This is a genomic window from Bacillus cereus group sp. Bc061 (assembly GCF_027715825.1).
Taxonomy (GTDB): Bacteria; Bacillota; Bacilli; order Bacillales; family Bacillaceae_G; genus Bacillus_A; species Bacillus_A paranthracis.
Map to the genome: position 1 here is coordinate 508,170 of NZ_JAQFTZ010000001.1, position 22,761 is coordinate 530,930.

Sequence of the window (22,761 nt, forward strand, 5' to 3'; positions counted from 1 at the left end):
CCTGTTCACCTTTTTATAAGTAGTAAGGATTTTTTTGATAGGAATTTTTCATCTGATTTTTTAATTCGTTTTTACGTGTTTCAATAGTTGATATTTTTTGTAAGGTAATAATTGAAACGAATTGAAAAAAAGCATAGTACAGTTCTATATTTTTATTTATAGGATCATCTATTATGTTATTCATAAATATACCTCCCTTTTGATTCCACTATTTGCAAGCAATAAAACGCTCATCTTAAAATTCAATTGCTTTCCGTGTAGGGTAAATAAAATGTGTATAGATTAAGACGCTACTATATATATGATAATATAAATACCCTATAAATTCCATAGACAGTTAAAAATGGGTAGCGGAATGTGTACTTTCGTCAAATTAGAACAGAATTTTTGAAGTTAAATCTTACAAATCGTCAAATCTTTTAAAAGTGATAGATAGTATCAAAAATAGTTTTCTAAAAATATTATACTATTGATAAAAAAAGTGTTTTTTGTCATGATAAGAGTATGCTTCATGGGAGGAACTATACTAAGTAATACATTCTTTGCATTGTGTTAGATGAATAGAATTTTTAAAAGTGGATAGAAAAATATTTACTAAGATAATGAATGGTATGTCGAATTTTCAATGAAATACATAAGAAATATGAAAAAAGCATTGCAAAAAGAGTGAGTTTAATGGTAAAGTTCACATGAAGTTCACACGGATTTCACTTCATTCATTTAAAATGAACTCTGTGTGAAAAATAAAACTCTTGCTAAAAAATGGAACTTAATGAATATTTTACTTTGATAATATTGTAAAGTATTAAGTTTATAAGTTTTTTTAAAGAGGATAGTAGGGAAAGGAAGTAAAGACAACTTATGAAAAAAGTAATTGCAGGTTTAGCAGCAGCTTCTGTAGTAGGTGTTGCAGTTCCAGGTATGGATTCTGCTCAAGCACAAGTTTCAAACGAAGCGCTAAAAGAAATTAATGGACAAACTCAAACTCAAACGACTGTAACTGAAACAAAAACTGTAGAAACAAAATCTGACTTAAAATACACAGTAACTGCTGATGTATTAAATGTTCGTTCAGGTGCTGGTACAGGACATAGCGTTATTTCTAAAGTAAAACAAGGTCAAGTACTACAAGTAATTGGACAAGAAAACGGTTGGTTCAAAGTAACTGTAAACGGTCAAACTGGTTATGTAAGTGGTGACTTCGTAACGACTGGTGGTAAAACAGGAACTACTGTTCAACAAGGAACTGGTACTTACACAGTAAACGTTTCTTCACTTAACGTACGTACAGGCCCAAGTACATCTCATACAGTATTAGGCTCTGTAAATAAAGGTAAAACAGTACAAGTTGTTGGTGAAGTACAAGATTGGTTTAAAATCAACTTCAATGGTGGAACTGGATACGTAAGCAAAGACTTCGTAACAAAAGGTGGTTCTGCTGTATCTAACCAAACACAACAACCAACTACAAACAACAATACTACTACAGTTCAAACTGGTGGTTCTTATGTTGTTAACACTGGTGCTCTAAAAGTACGTACAGGCCCAGCTACATACAACGCTGTAATTGGTGGCGTAACAAACGGTACAGTATTAAACGTTACTGGCGCTGAAAATGGTTGGTACAAAATTAACCATAACGGCCGTGCAGGTTACGTAAGTGCAGACTTCGTTAAGTTTGTAAAAGGCGGAGTAAACAACGTTACAAATAACAATAACGTTACAAATAACGTTCAACAACCAGGTAAAGACGTACAAAAACCAACAACAGGTGGAAATACATCTTCAATCGCTGGTTTCGCTAGATCTTTAAATGGTTCACCATACAGAACTGCTGGTACAACACCTGCTGGTTTTGACTGCAGTGGATTCATTCACTACGTATTAAATCAAACTGGTCATAAAGGCGCTCGTCAAACAGTTGCTGGATACTGGAGCTCTAAAACAAAAACTAGCAATCCACAACCAGGTGATTTAGTATACTTCCAAAACACTTATAAATCAGGTCCTTCTCACATGGGTGTTTACTTAGGAAACGGTCAGTTCATTAGTGCAGAAACTGATGCAACTGGCGTACGTATTAGTTCAGTAAGCAACTCTTACTGGAGCAAGCACCTTTTAGGTTACACAAAAGCATACTAAGAAAAAGTAGTTTATATACTTTTCGAATAGAGAAAAGGCTTTCCAGGGAAACTTGGGAAGCCTTTTTATAGTTGAATAAATTGGGAGTATAGTAGTTTTTACTTTAACTTCCCGTTTAAAAATCGATCGTATAGGTCATGGAAATAGTTAGGGCGAAATAAATTTGCTGCATGTCCTGCTAACGGTATTTCTTTATATAAAACGTTAGGAAGAATGGACTTTAAATCAAAAAGACAAGATTTATAGAGATGATCATGTTCACCCATTACCCATAGTATAGGGTGGGGAAGTGATTTTAATTTAGATTTTAAATCGAATTCTAACCGATGTCGTAATGATTGGACAATAATTGATGAATGTAATTGCAATCCGAAACGGTAATAAATATTTCTTGAAATGACTGCAAATGGGTTTGCTTTTAGTATGCCACTTGGAAAAATGGTATTTGCGTATTGAGAGAGCCATTTAGAGTAATCGTCTCCTCGTTTCTCCCAAAATTTTTGAAATACGCTATATAAAAGAGAAGGATTATTATAATGGCCGCCAATATGACAAATGCTTAATACTTTTTCTGGGTGCATTTGTGCAAAAATGGTAGAGATATAACAGCCATAGCTTAAGGCGCAAATATGAGCTTTTTGAATGCCTTCTTTTTCGTATAAATTCAATAATTGATCAACGAGGCGTTGTAATGAAAATTCGATAGCTTCACCTTTATCATCGCCGTGACCTAATAAATCATACGTAATAATGTTGTAGGAGGTTGAAAATCGTTTATGCTCTTTTTTGAAGGCACGACGATTGCCAACTAATCCATGAATAAAAATAATTGTTTCCTTTTCGGAATGTATATTTGTTTGCAAAAAGGATACTCCTTTCAATAACTGGAGATTTATATAGTATTTTAAATTAGTTATTTATAATTCACATAGAATAATATTAAGTACCAGGTAATAATATCAGATGTTTATATCTGTTGTAAAGATGAGTTTTTATGTATATTTTGTAAAAATACAAAATGTGTGTTTACATTCAGTTTACATTTGTATTGTATTCTATTTTTAGAAAGAACAGTTTTGTTTAACACGAGGAGATGAACATGAATGGAAGTTAGAGATGAAATAAAGAAAAAAGGGAATTGGAGGCAGTTTTTACGCCTTATTCAAGATACAAAGCCTCCGAAAGGGATTCTTATTTTTGCGTTATTAATGAGTTTGCTTTCTACGGGAGCAAGTTTATTTATTCCGATGTTAACGAAAGGGTTAGTAGATAATTTTTCACTTTCCTCAATTAGTACAGGACAAATTGTTGGATTAGTTGCATTCTTTATTATGCAAACTATAGCTGCAGGATTGTCTATATATTTATTAAATTATATAGGACAGAAGATTGTAGCTGGACTAAGAGAACGTTTGTGGAAAAAGGTACTTATATTGCCAGTATCTTATTATGATCAAAATAGAACAGGCGATACAATTAGCCGAATGACAAATGATACAGGTGTTGTGAAGACATTAATTTCTGAGCATTTGTCAAACTTACTAACAGGTGGTATTTCAATCGTCGGATCATTAATTGTATTATTTGTTTTAGATTGGAAAATGACACTTTTACTTTTAACGGTTATTCCATTATCAGTACTGATTTTAGTTCCACTAGGAAGAAAAATGTATAAGATTTCAAAAGCGCTTCAAGATGAAACAGCTTCTTTTACAAGTGTGCTAACGCAAGTATTATCAGAAATTCGTTTAGTGAAATCTTCGAACACAGAAAAAAGAGAATATGAAACTGGAAATAAAGGTATCGAAAAGTTATTGCAATTTGGTTTGAAAGAAGGAAAAGTGCAAGCGTTAATTTCACCAGTTATGTCGTTTGTTTTAATGGCACTGCTTGTTATTATCGTAGGATATGGTGGGATGAGAGTTTCTAGTGGTGCATTAACAACTGGGGAACTAGTAGCGTTTATTTTATATTTAGTTCAAATTATAATGCCGATGAGTCAATTATCTATGTTCTTTACACAATTCCAAAAGGCGATTGGTGCAACGGAAAGAATTAATACAATTTTAGAATATGAAGTAGAAGATCATGAAACTGGTGTGAAAGTCACAAATGCTAAGCAACCAATTGTTCTTGAAAATGTACATTTCGAGTATAACGAAGAAGAGCAAGTGTTAAAGAATATTGATTTCACAATTGAATCTGGAAAAGTAACAGCAATTGTAGGGCCAAGTGGTAGCGGGAAAACGACGTTATTCTCACTATTAGAACGTTTTTATGAGCCAACTAGCGGTGCCATTAAATTAGGAAAAGATGCAATTACGAACTATTCATTACAGTCATGGCGACGTCAAATTGGTTACGTTTCACAAGATAGTCCGTTAATCGATGGAACAATTCGTGATAATATTTGTTACGGTGTTGAGGGGGAAGTAACAGATGAAGAAATTGAAAAAGTAGCAGCGATGGCATATGTGGATGCATTTATTCATGATTTGCCAAACGCTTATGCAACAGAAGTTGGAGAGCGTGGTGTGAAGCTTTCCGGAGGACAAAGGCAGCGAATTGCCATTGCCCGAGCATTACTTCGAAATCCACAAATTCTTATGTTAGATGAGGCAACTTCAAGTTTAGATAGTAAGTCCGAGTCCGTCGTTCAAAAGGCATTAAATAACTTAATGAAAGGCAGAACAACGTTAGTTATTGCACATAGACTGTCTACTGTTGTAGATGCAGATAAAATTATCTTTATTGAAAAAGGGAATCTTACAGGAAGTGGTACACATGATGAATTGTTACGCACACATGACATGTATCGTGAATTTGCAACGCAACAATTGAAAATTAAAGAGGGCGTATTATAAAATGAATCATCAGTGGGGCTTATACTCCGCTGGTGATTCATTTTTAAAAGTTATATGAAAGATGCTACGTAGAAAGGAGAGGTTTTCTTTGCTACCAAAAATTTTAATAGTAGATGACGATCCGCATATTAGAGAACTTGTTTCTGTATTTTTAGAGCGGGAAGGATTTCAAACATATGAAGCAATTGATGGTCTAGATGCACTTCAAAAAATAGATGAAGTGAAAGTTGATATGGTTATTCTTGATATCATGATGCCGAATATGGATGGATTTGATGTATGTTTCGAATTAAGGAAGTACTATGATATTCCGATTTTGATGTTAACTGCTAAAGGGGAAACGTCTCAAAAAGTAAAAGGATTTCATCTTGGTACGGATGATTATCTTGTAAAACCATTTGATCCGATAGAACTAGTAGTGAGGGTTAAGGCGTTATTGAAACGTTACCAAATTACAGTGTCGCAATCAATTCAAGTTGGAACTGTACTGTTAAATCGTAAAACATTTGAAGTTACAATTGGAGAACAAACGGTTACGTTACCGTTAAAAGAATTCGAATTGCTATTTACTTTAGGCTCTAAAGTAGGAAGAACTTGTTCGAGAGAGCAATTAATTGAAGATGTATGGGGATATGATTTTGAAGGAAATGAGCGAACATTAGATGTTCATATGAATCGGTTACGTGAGAAGTTCCAAGAAGAGAAATCGAGATTTAGTATTAAAACGATAAGAGGCTTAGGATATCGCTTAGAGGTAAGTAAATGAGAAGAAGAGAGCGAATGAGTAAATTCAAGATGCTAAAAGTAACGGGAGCGATAATAGCACTCTTTTCTTTTCTTACTATTATTTGGTCTACAGCATTTTATGTATCATCTAGTATATTGGATGCACTTGCAATACATTTATCTCCTTTTGTTACCTACCTCATTAGTGACATACTCAGTTTTATATTTATGATTCTTCTTTGGATATTAATTGCAGTATTAATGAGACCGAAGCGAGAGGCGATGATTTGGACTATTATTGAACCGATACAAAAAATTGCAAAAGGGGACTTCTCCGTAAAAATACGAAATGAAGAGAAATATGATGGAGAAATTGGTGTGCTCGTAAAAAGTATAAATGATATGACAGATGAACTAAATGCGATGGAGAAAATGCGCCAGGAATTTGTATCGAATGTTTCTCATGAAATACAGTCACCATTAACTTCTATAAAAGGATTTGCTAGAGCGCTACAAGATAACAATCTTTCCGAGGAAAAGAGAGAGCATTACCTTACCATTATTGAAACGGAAACGACGAGATTATCTAAACTAAGTCAAAATTTACTGAATCTTACCCTTTTAGAGTCGGAAGAATATACACCAGAAAGAGTAACTTATCGATTAGATCAACAGTTAAAGCAAATTGTGTTAAATAGTGAACCGCTCTGGGCTGAAAAAGAAATTGAATTGGAACTTAATTTAGAGAAAGTGCACATTACTGCTGACCAAGAAAGTATGAGTCAAGTTTGGATTAATTTAATTCATAATAGTATTAAATTTACTCCAAGTGGTGGCACAATTACAATCCAGTTAAAAGAATATGAGAAAGTAGTGGAAGTACGTATTCGCGATTCGGGAATTGGGATATCTGAAGAACAGAAGCAACATATTTTTGAGCGCTTTTATAAAGCGGATTCTTCACGAAATCGTGCTTATGGAGGGAGTGGCTTAGGTTTGGCTATCGTAAAAAAAGTACTCGACCTTCATCAAGGAGAAATAAAAGTCGAGAGTGAGGAAGGCAGTGGTACGGAATTTATTGTACGTATTCCGAATCATGAAGAGAAATAGTGTTAGAAGGGGAACCTTCTAACACTATTTCTCTTTAAAAATACATTTCCCATTACTGCAACTATATTGATAAGCTTTTCCTTCATTATTCATCTTTTTTAAAGTCAACGTATGCTTCTGCATCGTTTTTATCATCATCTATATCAATGAAATGAACGTGTCGTATAGAATAATCCTTTTTTTCACTTAAACCTCTTTCTTGTAAGTTCGTATGAATCCCTTGTATTAGTTGATCGAACAGTGACCAATTTAAATTAAGATGCTCAAATGATTCAGTATGTCTTCCTAAAATGCCATTGTCTTGTATTATTTTTTTATTATTATCGTATGTATAAGAGTATGTAAAATAAGGTTCGTCTTTATATACTACCTCTGCATAATAGCCGATATTATAAAGGGAAGTATATTTTCCGGTTATGCTTTGTATTTCTTTTTGCTTATATCCTTTTATAGTATGGAGATATTCGTTAGCTTCTTTTTCTATTACTTTATAATATAGTGGATTACCAAATATAAAGTACATAGCCAAAAATATGCTAAATAGTCCGACTGCAGATAGTGACAAGAACCATTTTTTTATACGCATATGCTCTCCTTTATGGAATTTATTTCTATTTTACATGAATTATGGAAAAAAGATGAGAATTATAAATAAGAACTTTCTATAGTTACCTACAAGTAACCTACGCACATGAAAGTGCATCATTGCCTTTTTACATAAACATAGATACAATTTTAATATAATACATAACTGAGATGATTAAGGAGTGTTATACTTGGCAGAATTATTACAAGGCAAAAATGCTTTAATTACAGGAGCAGGTAGAGGGATTGGTCGCGCTGTAGCGATCGCATTAGCGAAAGAGGGCGTAAATGTAGGTCTTTTAGCTCGCTCAGAAGAAAACTTAAAAGCTGTAGCGAAAGAAGTAGAAGCAGAAGGCGTAAAAGCTGTTATTGCGACTGCTGATGTTTCTTCATATGAAGAAGTGACTACTGCAATTGAGACGTTAAAAAACGGTTTAGGATCTATCGATATTTTAATTAATAACGCTGGTATTTCTAAGTTCGGTAAGTTTTTAGAACTAGACGTTGCTGATTGGGAAAAAATCATTCAAGTAAACTTAATGGGTGTATACTATGCAACTCGTGCAGCTTTACCAAGCATGATTGAACAACAATCTGGTGATATCATTAACATTTCATCTACAGCAGGACAAAAAGGTGCACCTGTAACAAGTGCATATAGTGCTTCTAAATTTGGTGTTCTTGGCTTAACAGAATCGTTAGCGATGGAAGTTCGTAAACATAACATTCGCGTAACTGCTTTAACTCCAAGTACAGTAGCAACAGATATGGCTGTAGATTTAGGGCTAACTGATGGAAATCCTGATAAAGTTATGCAAGCAGAAGATATTGCAGAGTTTATCGTAGCGCAGCTGAAATTAAATAAACGTACATTTATTAAATCAGCAGGACTTTGGTCTACTAATCCGTAAGGGATACATGTATAAACAAAAGAAGGGATATCTATTTTGTAATGAAGTAGATGTCCCTTCTTTATTTTTTGTATATAAGACAGAATTTTATGTATAATTGAAGGTGAATAGTAGAAAAGTATTGAAAGCGATGGTATTTCCATGAGTATGATTGAGAAGTGGACGGCTGTTGATCAATATATGAGTGATGTATGAATACCGAAAGATTTTACATTTTCGTAAAAGAATACCGAAAGGAGATAAATAGAATGAAAAAGATGTTTGAAAAATTATAACTTGTATCGTATACAACGCAGTTAGCTCGTGGACCTCCTATATACATATCACTATATTTTATATAAAAAATTGGAGGTTGTGAGTAGATGAGAACAGAAAAAGAAATGATAGACTTAATTATGAATACAGCAAAAGAGGATGAAAGAATCCGAGCTGTCATCATGAATGGATCGCGTGTAAATCCACATGTGAAAAGAGATTGTTTTCAAGACTATGATATTATGTATGTTGTAAAAGATATACAATCCTTTACGTCTAATCATAATTGGATTCATAGATTTGGAGAAATAATGATTGTACAAATGCCGGAAGAAATGTCATTAGTTCCACCAGATGGAGACGGAAAGTTTCCGTATTTAATGCAGTTCATGGATGGGAATCGGATTGATTTAACACTAGTGCCAGTTGAATTAATAAATAATTTCGTTGGACAAGATAGTTTAAGTAAATTACTTCTCGATAAAGATAATTGTATAGAAGAATTCCCGCCAGCAAGCGATAAAGATTACTTAATAAAAAAGCCTACAGAAAAAGAGTTTTTAGGTTGCTGTAATGAGTTTTGGTGGTGTAGTACGAATGTGGCAAAAGGGTTATGGCGTGAGGAACTTTCTTATGCAAAAGGAATGTTTGATGGTCCAGTGCGGGATATGTTCATCGTAATGCTAGAATGGCATATTGGTATGAAAACAGACTTTACAGTTAATGCAGGAAAGTTTGGAAAGCATTTCGAGCAATATATTGAAAAAGATATGTGGGAGCAATTTAAGAGGACATTTTCTAATGCGGAATATGAAAACATATGGGAGTCATTCTTTGTCATGGGTAATTTATTTAGGGAAGTGGCGAATGAAATTGCTAATACATATGGGTATCGATATCCGCAAGATGATGATGATAAAGTGACGAACTATTTAAAACACGTGAAAGCTTTGCCGAAAGGTAGTACATCAATTTATTAATAATAGTCAGCAGTAAGACTGTCCAAATGACGGACAGTCTTATTTTTGTTTATGAATAACAATTTCTCTAACAAAGTGCAGAGGAATCACATATGAAAATTTAGGGAGGTTTTTATCATGTATTATTTTTATTCGCCACAAATGTTTACTCCATATCAATGGGGACTAGAACGAAATGTTTCGTATGCTTATATGCCATATAACTTATTTTATTACGGAGATTATATAAGAACATTGCCATACACATATATCCCTCAAAGCTATGAAGTACAAATGAAAGCAGATGAACGTGGATCGTGGACACCATTTTCTTGGGTCGAAAAATATGCGTACGCATTTTCAGGACCGTACAATAAAGCGGAAGTCGCACTTACATTTGATGATGGACCGGATTTAGAATTCACGCCAAAAATATTAGATAAGTTAAAACAACATAATGTAAAAGCGACTTTTTTCCTGCTTGGTGAAAATGCAGAAAAGTTTCCAAATGTAGTAAAGCGTATTGCGAATGAAGGGCATGTAATTGGTAATCATACGTATAGTCATCCTAATTTAGCGAAAGTAAATGAGGATGAGTACCGTAATCAAATTATAAAAACGGAAGAAATATTAAAACGTATAGCCGGCTATGCTCCTAAATTTATACGCCCGCCGTATGGTGAAATACTTGAAAATCAATTGCATTGGGCAACTGAGCAAAACTTTATGATTGTACAGTGGAGTGTGGATACAGTTGATTGGAAAGGTGTAAGTGCTGATACGATTACAAATAATGTGTTAGGGAACTCATTCCCTGGTAGTATCATACTTCAACATTCAACTCCAGGTGGACGCCTGCAAGGATCTGTAGAGGCGCTAGACAAAATGATTCCGCAGTTAAAAACGAAAGGGGCGCGCTTTGTAACGCTGCCAAGTATGTTCCAAACATCGAAAGAGCGGAAGTGAATGTGTTGTTGAATTGGAAAAAACAGGATTTTGTCGTATAATGAAGCTGTAGGTTGTTAGGAGGGAATATAATTGATGTATGCACTAATAAACATAGGAATGAGTATTTTAATAGGTATTATATTTATACTTGCGGCGATTGTCCTTCAAAAAAATCCACCGACCGATATTAATGCGGCATATGGTTATCGTACGAAACGATCTATGAAAAATAAAGAATTATGGGATGTAGGTAATAGGTATAGTGCAGAAGTGATGAAGCAAAACGGATTCATTATGATGTTAATTGGAAGTGTTGTTAGTATACTGTTTAGATATCCACATACAATGATAGCGATTATGGTGATTATGCTGTTATTAATCATTCGTTTATTTATACGAGTAGAGAGTAGATTAAAAATGCTTGAACAATAATGAAAAAATAGGACTTCATGCAATATAATGCTAGGAGTCCTATTTTATTTATAAACTATTATTTTCTAGTAAGTCTTTTCCTTGTTCAACAACAAATTCATAGTATGCAAGATCATATGGATAGATATCATCAAAAGTTATCGTTAGCGGTTTATTGCTCAAAACAGAAGTAGCTGTAAAAGATGAAATCTCTCTTTTTAATAGTTGTAGAAAAGAAGTTGCATGTACTTTCATCACATCATCTACTTCTTCACCTGGTGCGAATGGAAGTGGATCGATGACATTGTGGAAATACATATGACAAAACTCGCGATCCGTAAGATTTGAAATTTCATAATCTATTTTAAAGATGCCCTTATATGCTAAATCAGTCGTTTGAAAAGAAAGCCCCAATTCTTCTTCAATTTCACGAAGGCCACCAATTTGTACATCTTCATCATGCATAATATGTCCAGCTGAAGTAATATCCCATATACATGGGGCTTCTTTTTTATTTTTAGAGCGTAATTGGAAATATAAGAACATATCTTCATCATCTTTTTCTACAAACCAACAATGAAATGTTTCGTGCCAATCACCGTCACGGTGCACTTCATCACGTAATTTCTTCCCAAGTGTATTTCTTTCAGAATCAAATATCGTTAACCACTCTGTCATTTTAATTCCCCTTTCTGCAAATTTTATTATACAATATTTGTAATGAATTTTGGGAAAATAAAGAAAAAAGGAGAGGGTATAAGTGGGTATAGAGAGGACGGAAATAAAATCGATTATTTCAACTGAGGTAGAATTACGGAAAATATTAGGGGAACCAAGTGAGCGAGCTTTGAAAAAGGTTATTTCATCATTAGACCACCATTGCGTAGATTTTCTATCTAAATCTCCTTTTCTAGTATTATCTACAGCAAATAAATTAGGAGAGTGTGATGCTTCACCGAGAGGAGATGCACCTGGATTTGTTTACGTATTAAACCATAATAAAATTATCATTCCAGAAAGACCAGGCAACCGCCGTATAGACTCCATTTTGAATATTATTTCCAATCCACGTGTAGGATTAATCTTTTTTATCCCAGGCCTTGGGGAGACACTCAGAATAAATGGCCGAGCGTATATAACAAACGACGAAGAAATTTTGCAAGAAATGCAGGTAAATGGACGCAATCCGCTACTTGGAATTGTTGTTGAAATAGAAGAGTGTTATATTCATTGTGCAAAAGCTTTTATTCGTTCTAAAATGTGGGATCCGGAATCTTGGTTACATAAAAAAGAGTTACCTTCAGCAGCAAAAATGTTGTTGGAGCATGCGAAAGTGAATACTTCAGAAGAGGATGTTGCACGTTCTTTAGAAGAAAGTTATAGGGAAAGATTGTATTAAGAAAATTACTTTTTAAATATAGTGTTGAGGTGTGAAACTCTAAACGTTTTAGAATGAGAATTTAATATCAATCTTGTTAGTTTGTAAGTGATGAATACATGTGCAAGAGTAGAAATCTATATTAGATGATTTGTTATTTTAAAATAAAATGATTCGTATTTTTAAAAATAATGAACAAAAATAGGCTTGCTTTTTAAAAAGTTGATAACTATAATAAGTTAACAAATAGACATGAACGAAAAAGTAACGATAAGGATACGGAATCATTTTTACGGTTTACAGAGAGGGAAGTCAAGGGTGTGAGCTTCCTAACACGAGAAATGATTTTACCACCTTTGAACTTCAATAGTGAACGAGTAATCTAGTAATTATTGACGGAATCAGCCGTTATCTGAACTTGAGCAATCTAGGAGGAAATATGTCTAGATTGGAACAAGGGTGGAACCACGAAAACACATTCGTCCCTTTCCTAGGGATGAGTGTGTTTTTTTTATGGGTTACAGATTGAAAATTGAAAATAATTAAAAAATAGTATTGATTTTGTTTTTTATGCGAGTATAATGAGTTAACAAATAAACATGAACGAAAAGTAACGATAAGGACACGGAATCATTTTTACGGTTTACAGAGAGGGAAGTCAAGGGTGTGAGCTTCCTAACACGAGAAATGATTTTACCACCTTTGAACTTCAATAGTGAACGAGTAATCTAGTAATTATTGACGGAATCAGCCGTTATCTGAACTTGAGCAATCTAGAGAGAAATACGTCTAGGTTGGAACAAGGGTGGAACCACGAAAACACATTCGTCCCTTTCCTAGGGATGAGTGTGTTTTTTTATTACTTTGAAAGGAGGTGCTGTAACATGAAACGATTTGTACGTACGGAAATAACCACCACCTGCATGATTGAAAAGCAGAGTAAGGTGATTGATAAAAAATAAAATTGTAGGAGGAGATTAGAAGATGAATAATGTTGTTAATGTAGGGGTGTTAGGATTAGGTACGGTCGGAAGTGGTGTTGTCCATATTTTGAAAGAACATTATAAAAAAATTGCACTTGATACAGGGTATGAAGTGAAAGTGAAGACAGTCGCTGTACGTGATTTAGAAAAAGAACGTGATGTTTGTATTGATGGAATCGTAGTAACAAGTCATGTTGATGAAGTTCTAAATGATTCAAATATTGATATTGTAGTAGAGGTAATGGGCGGAATTGAAGAAGCGAAGCAGCATATTGTTAAAGCTTTACGAAATAAGAAACATGTCGTAACAGCAAATAAAGATTTAATGGCTGTATACGGTGCAGAACTTCTCCAACTGGCGAACGATAATGATTGTGATTTATGTTATGAGGCAAGTGTAGCGGGCGGTATTCCGGTGTTAAGAGGGTTAACAGACGGATTAGCATCAGATCAAATTGAAAAAATAATGGGGATTGTAAATGGTACAACAAATTACATGTTAACAAAGATGAGTCAAAATGGATGGTCGTATGAAGAGGCTTTACAGGAAGCACAAAAATTAGGTTTCGCAGAATCAGATCCGACAGCGGATGTAGATGGGCTAGATGCGGCGAGAAAGGTAGCGATTCTTGCAAACTTAGGTTTTTCGATGAATGTTTCTTTAGATGATGTGCAAGTAAGAGGGATTCGAAAGGTTGAAAAAGAAGATTTACAAATGGCTGAAAAGTTAGGGTTTACAATGAAATTAATTGGTAAAGCAGAGAAACAAGGATCAGCCATTCATTTAAGTGTAGAACCGACTCTTTTACCTAGTCATCATCCATTATCGAATGTAAATAATGAATTTAATGCAGTATATGTTCACGGTCAAGCAGTAGGGGAAGTAATGTTTTACGGACCTGGAGCTGGGAAGTTACCGACTGGTTCTGCTGTAGTAAGTGATATTATTTCAATCGTTAAAAATATGAATCAAGTTCAGAAAAATAAAAGTGCGTTAAAAGAACCAGAGCCGTACGAATTACAAGGGGATGAAGAAGTCGTTTCGAAATATTTCTTACGTATCTCATTACGAGATGAACCTGGGATGTTGCAAAAAATAACAGAATGTTTCGTTAATTATTCTGTAAGTTTAAAAGAAGTGATTCAATTACCTTTAAATCGTGAACTTGCAGAAGTCGTTGTTGTGACACATCAAACTTCAAAGTATCAATTTGAACGAGTTTTAGGAGCGATAGAAGATGTCGCAAGTGAAATAAACAGTTATTACATTATTGAGGAGGAAAAACAATATGTATAAAGGATTATTAAAACAGTATGCTTCTTATTTACCAGTGAATGAAAATACACCTGATGTGAGCTTAATGGAAGGGAATACACCGCTTATCCCGTTATTAAATATATCAAAACAATTAGGAATTCAGTTATACGGTAAGTATGAAGGAGCGAATCCGACAGGTTCTTTTAAAGATCGTGGTATGGTAATGGCAGTTGCGAAGGCGAAAGAAGAAGGTTCAGAGGCCATTATTTGTGCGTCAACAGGTAATACATCAGCATCGGCCGCAGCATACGCGGCACGTCTTGGAATGAAATGTATTATCGTAATCCCAGAAGGGAAAATTGCACATGGAAAATTAGCGCAAGCAGTTGCCTATGGTGCTGAAATTATTTCAATAGAAGGAAATTTTGATGATGCACTAAAGGCTGTAAGAAATATTGCTGCAGAAGAGCCAATCACATTAGTTAACTCGGTAAATCCTTATCGAATTGAAGGGCAAAAAACAGCAGCATTTGAAATTTGTGACCAATTGCAAAGTGCACCAGATGTTTTAGCGATTCCTGTTGGGAATGCTGGGAATATTACAGCGTACTGGAAGGGTTTCTGTGAATATGAGAAAGAAAAAGGATATAAGAAGCCAAGAATTCATGGATTTGAAGCGGAAGGAGCAGCTGCTATTGTAAAAGGGCATGTAATTGACGAGCCAGAAACAATTGCAACAGCGATTCGCATCGGTAACCCAGCAAGTTGGTCATATGCAGTAGAGGCTGCTGAGCAATCTCACGGTGAAATAGATATGGTATCAGATGAAGAAATTTTACATGCGTATAGATTATTAGCAAAATCGGAAGGGGTTTTCGCTGAGCCAGGATCGAATGCTTCATTAGCTGGCGTAATGAAACATGTTCAATCTGGAAAAATCAAAAAAGGAGAAACAGTTGTTGCAGTTTTAACTGGAAACGGCTTGAAAGATCCTGATATCGCAATTTCTTCTAATACATTAGATATTGCAAGTGTTTCAAATAATATAGAACAAATTAAAGAGCATATTAAAGGGGTGATTATGTCGTGATACCATTAAGTATTCGTGTTCCTGCTAGTACAGCGAATGTTGGACCTGGATTCGATTCAGTAGGAATAGCTTTGTCATTATATTTACATGTAGTAGTTAAAGAAAAAGCTGATAAATGGCAAGTAATCCATTCCTTTGAAGATTCAATTCCGACAGACGATAAAAATTTAATTGTTAGCACGGCATGTAAAGTATGTCCTTCTTTATCACCCTATATAATAGAAGTTACTAGTAACATTCCGCTAACAAGAGGTCTAGGAAGTAGTGCATCAGCAATTGTAGCTGGGATAGAGCTTGCGAATCAACTCGGAAAATTGAACTTAACGACTGATCAAAGAGTTCAAATTGCTACAAATTTTGAAGGTCATCCTGATAATGTTGCTGCTTCTATATTAGGAGGAACTGTAATCGGAGCACTTGATGGGAAGAATGTTTCGGTTGTAAGAATTGAAAGTAAGGAATTAGGTGTTATTTCTCTTATTCCAAATGAAGAGCTAAATACAGATGAAAGTCGATCTGTATTACCAGATGTATTCCCGTTTCATGAAGCTGTTAAGGCTAGTGCAATAAGTAATGTATTAGTAGCTGCTTTATGTCAAAAGAAATGGAAAGTTGTAGGCGAAATGATGGAAAGGGATCATTTTCACGAGCCGTATCGTTTAGAGCTTGTACCGTTATTACCATCTATTCGTAAATGTGCAAAAGAATTCGGTGCATACGGTACAGCGCTTAGCGGTGCAGGACCATCTATTTTTATATTAACGCCGTATGAGAAACGTCAAGAAATTGCTGAGCAATTAGCGAGAGTATTTACGTCTATGAAAGTGTGTGAGCTAGAAATTGATCATAGAGGGATTACTGTAAATAAAGAAGAACATATTGGATTATAAAGAAAGCTAGTATCGCTAGCTTTCTTTATGTTGTAAATATGTTTGCATATAAAAGAAAAATATGAATGTATAATTTAGTAAAGAGTATATTAACTTGGAGGTGAACGGATCATATGAAGAAAGAGTTACCGGAAGAAAAAAGAGAACGTATAAGGCAAAGTGAATTGAAAAACAATTCTACCGGTTCTTTACATGATGGGCTCAACAGAGCTGAAACGGGTAGTCCAGTTGATATGGCGGGTGGTATGAATTGGAAAGGTACAGCGATAGTAATTTTAGTGCTAGTTTTAGCGTATATTATATACACTTATTTTTTTAGTTAAGAAATGCATGTTAAAGCTTTGAATGATTTGCTTTTATAATTAGTGAGGATGAAAAAACACGGTTATTGTACTATATATATTCAGCAGATTATAGTTGCCCATATATATTTATTTTTAATCCCAAAAATAGAGCTAGCATTATGCTGGTTCTATTTTTTTGCCACATTCCTGTAACAAAGCCTCTGTATATTCAGTGGTGGAGGTGCAGAAGATGAAAAAAATGATAGCAATATGTCTTCTTACAACGATGTCATTTTCGACTTTAGTCGGGTGTGATGTAAAAGGTAGCAATACTGTTCAAGAGTCTAAAATAAAGAAAGCAACGTATAAAGAATTTACTTATGATGTCAATCCAGAGACTTTCACGTTAATTGTAGAACATGATGGCGTAAAGGCACTGGCATCACAGCCCTTGCCGAAAATGAAGGTGTTGAATGTAAAAAAAGAAAAGGATCGTACATCTTGGGAATATCCAGATCAAAAAGTAAAAGTGAGTCTAGAGAAGAAAAAAGATCACTTAAATATTGAAGTAGAATCGACTGGTGCAGAAAGCTTTACTTGGCCGAAAGTACAAGCTGAAAATTATACACTTCCGTTATGGGAAGGGAAGCAAATTTCGAGTAATGATGAAAATTGGAAGAAGTTTTTAAAGGATGATGCATATTCATTTGCTGAATCATTTTCTATGAAGTTTTTCGCATTAAATGGTTTGAAATATTCAATTGTATATATCGCGAACAATATGTTTAATAATGAGGTGAAATTTCATTCGGATCCGAAAATCGGGTTTGATTTTATACATGAATTTCCGCGTATAAATAAAAATAAAACATATGGATTTCAAGTATATGTGACAAATAATGATGTAGTAAGTATTGCTAAACTGTATAAAGACAATATCGCTCGAAAAGGTGAATTTAAAACATTAAAAGAAAAGGCTAGAAAAAATAAAGAGATAGAAAAGCTTTACGGTGCAGCTCATTTTTATTTTTGGAATCAAAATGGCTTATCAGAAAGTAATGTAAATTGGCCAAAGCTAAGAGAGAAAATAAATAGCCCTTTGTTTAGCCATATAAAAGAGCTTATTCAAAAATATAGTTCAGAGCCTGGGGAATTGAATGTATTAGATCAAGTAAGTAAACAAGATTTCATTGATAAGTATCAAAAAAATGTTATTTTACGTTATATAAACGAAGTGTTATCAATGAAAGAATTTTATAAAGATGATATTTTTCAAAACGTTAATCAGGAAGCTAGTGTGCTATTAAAGAAAGGTGTAGGTCACTTAACGAATACAGAATTGTATAGCTTAAATAAGCATTTATTAAAGTCGCTACTTGGTGATGCGGTTGAAGAGGTAAGTAAATGGGGTAATGCAGATGGAACGGACATACTAAAGGAAATGAAAGAGGCAGGAATAGAAAAAGCGTGGATTGGTCTGCCAAACTGGGAACAAGGATTTATGCAACCTAATTTCGTGACAGAAGCTAAGGAAATGGGGTATTTAGTTGGTCCGTATGACTCATATCATTCCATTCACGAAAAAAGTGATAAAAATTGGAACACAGCATCCTTTAATGACCCATCATTATACGAAGAGGCTACTGTAACGAAGAAAAATGGAGAAAAGGTGCAAGGGTTTTTAGGTAGAGGGCGAAAATTAAATCCAACTTTATCTCTTCCTAGTGTAAAAGAACGAATGAACGATATATTACAAAATGGACCTAAATATAATTCATGGTTTATTGATTGTGATGCGACAGGTGAAATTTACGATGACTATTCAGCGAAACATATAACGACACAAGAGCAAGATTTAAAAGCACGTTTAAAACGAATGGACTACATTGCGCAAGAAAAGGGTATGGTCGTTGGTTCTGAAGGCGGAAATGATTTTGCTAGTAGTACGATTGCATTTGCTCATGGTATTGAAACGCCTGTAATTAAATGGGACGATGAAGATATGAGAAAAAATAAAACAAGTCCGTATTATGTAGGTGGATATTGGTCACCGAATCAAAATGTTCCAGAAAAATATGCGAAACAAGTACCGTTAAAAGAAGAGTATAAACAAGTATATTTAAATCCTGCATATTCAGTACCATTATATAAATTAGTATACAATGATTCTGTAATTACAACGCACCACTGGGAATGGGGAAGCTTGAAAGTAAAAGATGAGGTTAGAAACCGTATGTTATACGAATTATTGTATAACGTTCCTCCGTTGTACCATTTAGATAAAGTAGAGTGGAATAAGCATAAACAAGAAATTACGCAGCACCTGAAAGTTTGGAATGAAGTTCATGAAAAGGCAGTAAAAGAAGAAATGACGAACTTTGCATATTTGTCAGAAGATAAGTTAGTACAATCAGCTTCGTATGGAAAAAATATTGAAATTATTGTGAATTTCTCAAATGAAGAGATAGAAATACAAAAGACGAAAATAAAAGCAAAATCAGCTTTCATTATTAATAATGGAAAGCAAACTATGTATACACCAAACTAATAAAATTATAATATATGAATTTAAAAAATAATTTTATATAAATAGTGACTTGCCAAAAATAAGCACGAGAGTATAATGTGAAATGGAGTACATATTGGATTTGCGCAGTAACCTTACAAAATTGTAAGGTAATTGAAAGGAAATTCAATATGAAGGTTAATAGACTTGCATTATAATTGGGAAAGAGAAAGAGAGGCGAATGGATATGAGCTCTGAATTAGAACAGAATACGAGAAGCAGTAAAAAACGTTCTAAAAGAAAATCAATAAAATGGTTCATTATAATTCCATTGTTCTTACTTATTTTTGGTGGAGTAGGATATGGATCGTTAATATATAATAAAGCAAAAGCAGTAGTAAGTGATGCATATGCACAAATTGATAAATCATCGAAGCGTGATAAAGAAGTTGAACCTTTAAAGGATAACATTTCAATTCTAATTATGGGTGTTGATGGTAGTGAAATGAGAAAAAGCCAATACGGAGAAGCTGTTCGAACAGATGCACTTTTATTAGCAACAATTAATAAAGATGATAAATCAGTTAAATTAGTAAGTATTCCGCGTGATTCACGTGTATATATTCCATCTAGAAAGAAATTAGATAAAATTACACATGCACACGTATTTGGTGGTGTTGAAAGTACACGCGATACAGTGGAAAGATTTTTAAATGTTCCTGTTGATTATTATGTGAAGTTTAACTTTGAATCATTCGTACAAATTGTCGATTCACTTGGTGGTATTGATATTGATGTACCAGTTACTTTCACTGAACAAGATAGTAAAGACCAAGCAGGTATGATTCATTTAGAGAAAGGCTACCAACATTTAAATGGAGAACAAGCACTTGCGCTTGCAAGAACGCGTAAAATTGACAGTGATGCAATGCGTGGTCAAAGACAACAACTTGTAATTGAAGCAATTGCTAAAAAAGCGATGTCTGTTCAATCTATTAGCAAAATGGGCTCTTTACTTGATGCGGTTGATAAAAATATGAAAACGAACTTAACTTTCGATGATATGCTTGCTATTACGAAAAATATGGCAGGATCTAATTTGGAAATGGAAAAAATGCAAGTGGAAGGTACGGATAAACGTATCGGAGGCATTTATTATTACATTCCAAATGAAAAAAATGTGAAAGATATTTCGAAAAAATTAAATGAACATTTAGGTGTAACACCAAAGCCAGTTCGAAATGAATAATAAAAAAAGATTGGCCTTTGCCAATCTTTTTTTATCGAGATGGATTTGTAACTTTTCTGTAACGATTTTTTATACTTAAATCATTTCAATTTATATAAACAAAAGGTGCAATTATACGATATACTAGAGGAGAAGATTTGGCAATTAACTCCTAATGCTGAAGAGAAGCAAATGCAATTCATCAAAACTATAGAAAGAATCGAATTGATAGGAGATCGAAATAGACTAAAGCAAATTTTCTTGAATATTGTTTAAAATGCCATTAAATATTCACATAAAAATGGTAAAGTATATAGTGAAGTGACTAAAAATAAAGGACAAGCAGTGATAAAGGCGAAAGACGAAGGGATTGGAATTGCTAAAGAGCATTTACTGTATATAGAACAGTCATTTTACCAGATTAATAATTATGCTACAGGTGCGGGTCTTGGTTTAGCCATCGTTAAAAAAATGGTGGAGCTTCATGGAGGTACAATAAATATTATAAGTAAAGAAGGAATAGGAACGACCATTTTGATAAAACTCCCATTATAATACATATATAGGTCTGTTTATATAGTGTAATAAAATAAATAGATGTATAATTATATTGGGTGATTTATATATAAGATTAATAGGGAGAGGAATTCGATAGAATGGAAAAAGCTTTTAAAATTAAACGAGTAGTATTCGTTTTAATAGCGATTGCAGCAGTAGCTATTGGGTATTTCATGTTTCAATCCATTACTTCACCAGCAAAGGCTGTTGCAAAACAAGAAAATGTAGTACAACTCGCAAGTGAACAACCGAAAGTAGAAATGAATAAAACGGCACCAAGTCGTTTTAATGGCAAGGAAAGAAAAGTTGCTTATCTTACATTTGATGATGGCCCGGGGAAATATACGGCTGAATTATTAAATACGTTAAAACAACATGATGCGAAGGCGACATTCTTTTTAATTGGAGCGAATGTAAAAGAGTTTCCAGATTTAGTGAAACGAGAAAATGCAGAAGGTCATTATGTAGGAATGCATAGTATGACGCATAATTTTGCAAAGTTATATAAAAATGGCGAGTATGTAAATGAGATGAAAGAAGATCAAAGCTTAATCGCCAATATTATTGGGAAATCACCTAAATTAACACGTCCACCATACGGTTCAATGCCTGGATTAAATGAAAGTCTTCGAAATAAAGTGGTAGAGGGCGGCTTTAAAGTGTGGGATTGGACAATTGATTCATTAGATTGGAAATATAATAAAATGCAAGTTGATGCAGCTGCAGCACAAATTGCTCAAAATGTATTAACAAATGCAACAAAACCACAAGAAGTCATTTTAATGCATGATATTCATCCGCAATCAGTTGCTGCTGTGCCAGCAATTTTAAAAGGGTTAAAAGAAAAGGGTTATGAGTTTGAAGCTTATCATGAAGAGAGTCACTTCCCAGTGAATTTCTGGCATGATAACCGTATGTAATGGAGGAATGAACGTTGAAGTATGGAAAAGTAGCAGTAGTTGGAGCACTATCAGTAGGACTATTAACAGGTTGTTTCGGTGAAAAACCAGAAGAAAACCTATATACAGCTTTTGAAACAGCGGCGACACAAGAGAAATCATTAGTTGATGAAGCGAAAAAATTAGAGAAGTTAGAGAAGGAAGGCCAAGAACTATATTCTCAAATTTTACAAGAAGGTAAAGATCATAATGACGCTGTTATGAAGAAAATAGAGCAGGCTACTGCCAATGTAGATAATCGTGAAAAAGCTTTGAAAAATGAGAAAGAAATGCTAGAAAAAGCTCAGAAAGAAACGAAATCTGTTCAAGGAAATATAGAGAAGCTTGAAGATAAAAAGTTACAAAAACAAGCGAAAGCAGTAGAAGAGTCGTATAAAAATCGTTATGATGCATTCCAAAAGATGAATGAAAATTATACGAAGGCGTTAGCGACCGAAAAAGAATTGTATGAAAAATTAAAAGTAAAAGAAACGAAATTAAAAGAGATTGGTGAAAAAGTTAAGGCTGTTAATGAATTAACTATGGAAGCACAAAAATCAAAAGAGCAATTTAACAATTTTACAAAAGAGTATAATGACAGTAAATTAGCATTCTACAAAGATGCAGAGATTAAGATTAAAGATAAGAAATAAAGAAGAGTTTTAAGCGTAATAAAAAGCCGGAGAAACATCGTCACAAATGTTTTTTCGGTTTTTTACGTTAAATGAATAGAAAAG

General features: G+C 33.9%; 20 protein-coding genes, 2 pseudogenes and 2 other annotated features. Of the genes and pseudogenes, 18 read left to right on the plus strand and 4 right to left on the minus strand.

Annotation, left to right across the window (positions count from 1 at the left end):
- Nucleotides 1–13: 13 nt before the first annotated feature.
- Nucleotides 14–184, minus strand: a complete 171-nt coding sequence (locus PDQ40_RS02640) for a hypothetical protein (protein ID WP_001059583.1) — start codon at nt 182–184, stop codon at nt 14–16.
- A 677-nt stretch (nt 185–861) separates the two neighbouring features.
- Between PDQ40_RS02640 and entFM the strand changes: the two genes are divergently transcribed.
- On the plus strand, nt 862–2,142 hold the full coding sequence (gene entFM / locus PDQ40_RS02645) for an enterotoxin EntFM (RefSeq protein ID WP_025998517.1): 1,281 nt from the start codon (nt 862–864) through the stop codon (nt 2,140–2,142).
- 98 nt (nt 2,143–2,240) lie between these two features.
- Here entFM and PDQ40_RS02650 read toward each other — a convergent pair whose 3' ends face one another.
- On the minus strand, nt 2,241–3,005 hold the full coding sequence (locus PDQ40_RS02650) for an alpha/beta fold hydrolase (RefSeq protein WP_001194298.1): 765 nt from the start codon (nt 3,003–3,005) through the stop codon (nt 2,241–2,243).
- Nucleotides 3,006–3,245: 240 nt separating this feature from the next.
- Between PDQ40_RS02650 and PDQ40_RS02655 the strand changes: the two genes are divergently transcribed.
- From PDQ40_RS02655 to hitS, 3 genes are all read left to right on the plus strand, one after another.
- Nucleotides 3,246–5,006, plus strand: a complete 1,761-nt coding sequence (locus PDQ40_RS02655; RefSeq protein WP_000453755.1) for an ABC transporter ATP-binding protein — start codon at nt 3,246–3,248, stop codon at nt 5,004–5,006.
- An 88-nt stretch (nt 5,007–5,094) separates the two neighbouring features.
- Nucleotides 5,095–5,772: an envelope stress response regulator transcription factor HitR gene (gene hitR / locus PDQ40_RS02660; RefSeq protein WP_061536228.1), complete on the plus strand. Its 678-nt coding sequence runs from the start codon at nt 5,095–5,097 to the stop codon at nt 5,770–5,772.
- The gene (hitS, locus tag PDQ40_RS02665) at nt 5,769–6,842 is read left to right on the plus strand and encodes an envelope stress sensor histidine kinase HitS (protein ID WP_001254320.1); all 1,074 of its coding nucleotides are present in this window, start codon (nt 5,769–5,771) and stop codon (nt 6,840–6,842) included. Before hitR ends, hitS begins: the two co-directional genes overlap by 4 nt.
- Nucleotides 6,843–6,866: 24 nt before the next feature.
- On the opposite strand, the pseudogene PDQ40_RS02670 reads toward hitS, so the two are convergent.
- Nucleotides 6,867–7,428: pseudogene (locus tag PDQ40_RS02670) on the minus strand (DUF3139 domain-containing protein).
- A gap of 190 nt (nt 7,429–7,618) precedes the next feature.
- On the opposite strand from PDQ40_RS02670, the gene PDQ40_RS02675 reads away from it, so the two are divergent.
- The 4 genes from PDQ40_RS02675 (at nt 7,619) to PDQ40_RS02690 (ending at nt 10,932) form a co-directional block, all read left to right on the plus strand.
- Entirely contained in the window at nt 7,619–8,338 is a 720-nt protein-coding gene (locus PDQ40_RS02675) for a 3-ketoacyl-ACP reductase (RefSeq protein ID WP_000818985.1), read from the plus strand.
- 362 nt (nt 8,339–8,700) lie between these two features.
- The gene (locus PDQ40_RS02680; RefSeq protein ID WP_214328766.1) at nt 8,701–9,573 is read left to right on the plus strand and encodes an aminoglycoside 6-adenylyltransferase; all 873 of its coding nucleotides are present in this window, start codon (nt 8,701–8,703) and stop codon (nt 9,571–9,573) included.
- A 117-nt stretch (nt 9,574–9,690) separates the two neighbouring features.
- Nucleotides 9,691–10,518, plus strand: a complete 828-nt coding sequence (locus PDQ40_RS02685; RefSeq protein WP_048557539.1) for a peptidoglycan-N-acetylglucosamine deacetylase — start codon at nt 9,691–9,693, stop codon at nt 10,516–10,518.
- Between the two features lie 75 nt (nt 10,519–10,593).
- A complete protein-coding gene (locus tag PDQ40_RS02690) occupies nt 10,594–10,932 on the plus strand; it encodes an SdpI family protein (RefSeq protein WP_000271090.1) in 339 nt (112 codons plus the stop codon).
- 48 nt (nt 10,933–10,980) lie between these two features.
- Here PDQ40_RS02690 and PDQ40_RS02695 read toward each other — a convergent pair whose 3' ends face one another.
- Nucleotides 10,981–11,589: an NUDIX hydrolase gene (locus tag PDQ40_RS02695; RefSeq protein ID WP_214328765.1), complete on the minus strand. Its 609-nt coding sequence runs from the start codon at nt 11,587–11,589 to the stop codon at nt 10,981–10,983.
- Between the two features lie 82 nt (nt 11,590–11,671).
- Between PDQ40_RS02695 and PDQ40_RS02700 the strand changes: the two genes are divergently transcribed.
- The 10 genes and pseudogenes from PDQ40_RS02700 (at nt 11,672) to PDQ40_RS02745 (ending at nt 22,677) form a co-directional block, all read left to right on the plus strand.
- Complete coding sequence (locus PDQ40_RS02700) at nt 11,672–12,310, plus strand: pyridoxamine 5'-phosphate oxidase family protein (protein ID WP_048557541.1); 639 nt, start codon at nt 11,672–11,674, stop codon at nt 12,308–12,310.
- A gap of 237 nt (nt 12,311–12,547) precedes the next feature.
- Nucleotides 12,548–12,779, plus strand: a binding site (T-box leader).
- Between the two features lie 114 nt (nt 12,780–12,893).
- Nucleotides 12,894–13,125 (plus strand) — a binding site (T-box leader).
- Between the two features lie 148 nt (nt 13,126–13,273).
- Entirely contained in the window at nt 13,274–14,569 is a 1,296-nt protein-coding gene (locus PDQ40_RS02705; RefSeq protein WP_001067138.1) for a homoserine dehydrogenase, read from the plus strand.
- Entirely contained in the window at nt 14,562–15,620 is a 1,059-nt protein-coding gene (gene thrC / locus PDQ40_RS02710) for a threonine synthase (RefSeq protein ID WP_000276440.1), read from the plus strand. Before PDQ40_RS02705 ends, thrC begins: the two co-directional genes overlap by 8 nt.
- Nucleotides 15,617–16,510: a homoserine kinase gene (gene thrB, locus PDQ40_RS02715; RefSeq protein WP_000612668.1), complete on the plus strand. Its 894-nt coding sequence runs from the start codon at nt 15,617–15,619 to the stop codon at nt 16,508–16,510. Before thrC ends, thrB begins: the two co-directional genes overlap by 4 nt.
- A 113-nt stretch (nt 16,511–16,623) precedes the next feature.
- Nucleotides 16,624–16,833, plus strand: coding sequence for a DUF6366 family protein (locus PDQ40_RS02720; RefSeq protein ID WP_000711907.1), 210 nt, complete (start codon nt 16,624–16,626; stop codon nt 16,831–16,833).
- 211 nt (nt 16,834–17,044) lie between these two features.
- A complete protein-coding gene (locus PDQ40_RS02725; protein ID WP_000738160.1) occupies nt 17,045–19,342 on the plus strand; it encodes a glycoside hydrolase in 2,298 nt (765 codons plus the stop codon).
- 205 nt (nt 19,343–19,547) lie between these two features.
- On the plus strand, nt 19,548–20,549 hold the full coding sequence (locus tag PDQ40_RS02730; protein WP_002163688.1) for an LCP family protein: 1,002 nt from the start codon (nt 19,548–19,550) through the stop codon (nt 20,547–20,549).
- 69 nt (nt 20,550–20,618) lie between these two features.
- A pseudogene (locus PDQ40_RS02735) lies at nt 20,619–21,083 on the plus strand (sensor histidine kinase); the annotation flags it as partial.
- A gap of 101 nt (nt 21,084–21,184) precedes the next feature.
- Nucleotides 21,185–22,006: a peptidoglycan-N-acetylglucosamine deacetylase gene (locus PDQ40_RS02740; protein WP_000409387.1), complete on the plus strand. Its 822-nt coding sequence runs from the start codon at nt 21,185–21,187 to the stop codon at nt 22,004–22,006.
- Nucleotides 22,007–22,020: 14 nt separating this feature from the next.
- Nucleotides 22,021–22,677 carry a YkyA family protein gene (locus tag PDQ40_RS02745; RefSeq protein ID WP_000873557.1) on the plus strand — a complete coding sequence of 219 codons (657 nt, stop codon included), beginning with the start codon at nt 22,021–22,023 and terminating at the stop codon, nt 22,675–22,677.
- The last annotated feature ends 84 nt before the right edge of the window (nt 22,678–22,761 follow it).

Bases quoted from the DNA above. Each gene is read 5' to 3' on its own strand.
- hitS (WP_001254320.1), top strand. From the start codon at position 5,769: ATGAGAAGAAGAGAGCGAATGAGTAAATTCAAGATGCTAAAAGTAACG.
- PDQ40_RS02695 (WP_214328765.1), bottom strand. From the start codon at position 11,589: ATGACAGAGTGGTTAACGATATTTGATTCTGAAAGAAATACACTTGGG.
- PDQ40_RS02640 (WP_001059583.1), bottom strand. From the start codon at position 184: ATGAATAACATAATAGATGATCCTATAAATAAAAATATAGAACTGTAC.
- PDQ40_RS02740 (WP_000409387.1), top strand. From the start codon at position 21,185: ATGGAAAAAGCTTTTAAAATTAAACGAGTAGTATTCGTTTTAATAGCG.
- PDQ40_RS02680 (WP_214328766.1), top strand. From the start codon at position 8,701: ATGAGAACAGAAAAAGAAATGATAGACTTAATTATGAATACAGCAAAA.
- PDQ40_RS02705 (WP_001067138.1), top strand. From the start codon at position 13,274: ATGAATAATGTTGTTAATGTAGGGGTGTTAGGATTAGGTACGGTCGGA.
- PDQ40_RS02685 (WP_048557539.1), top strand. From the start codon at position 9,691: ATGTATTATTTTTATTCGCCACAAATGTTTACTCCATATCAATGGGGA.
- thrC (WP_000276440.1), top strand. From the start codon at position 14,562: ATGTATAAAGGATTATTAAAACAGTATGCTTCTTATTTACCAGTGAAT.
- PDQ40_RS02655 (WP_000453755.1), top strand. From the start codon at position 3,246: ATGGAAGTTAGAGATGAAATAAAGAAAAAAGGGAATTGGAGGCAGTTT.
- PDQ40_RS02730 (WP_002163688.1), top strand. From the start codon at position 19,548: ATGAGCTCTGAATTAGAACAGAATACGAGAAGCAGTAAAAAACGTTCT.
- PDQ40_RS02690 (WP_000271090.1), top strand. From the start codon at position 10,594: ATGTATGCACTAATAAACATAGGAATGAGTATTTTAATAGGTATTATA.
- PDQ40_RS02720 (WP_000711907.1), top strand. From the start codon at position 16,624: ATGAAGAAAGAGTTACCGGAAGAAAAAAGAGAACGTATAAGGCAAAGT.
- PDQ40_RS02725 (WP_000738160.1), top strand. From the start codon at position 17,045: ATGAAAAAAATGATAGCAATATGTCTTCTTACAACGATGTCATTTTCG.
- entFM (WP_025998517.1), top strand. From the start codon at position 862: ATGAAAAAAGTAATTGCAGGTTTAGCAGCAGCTTCTGTAGTAGGTGTT.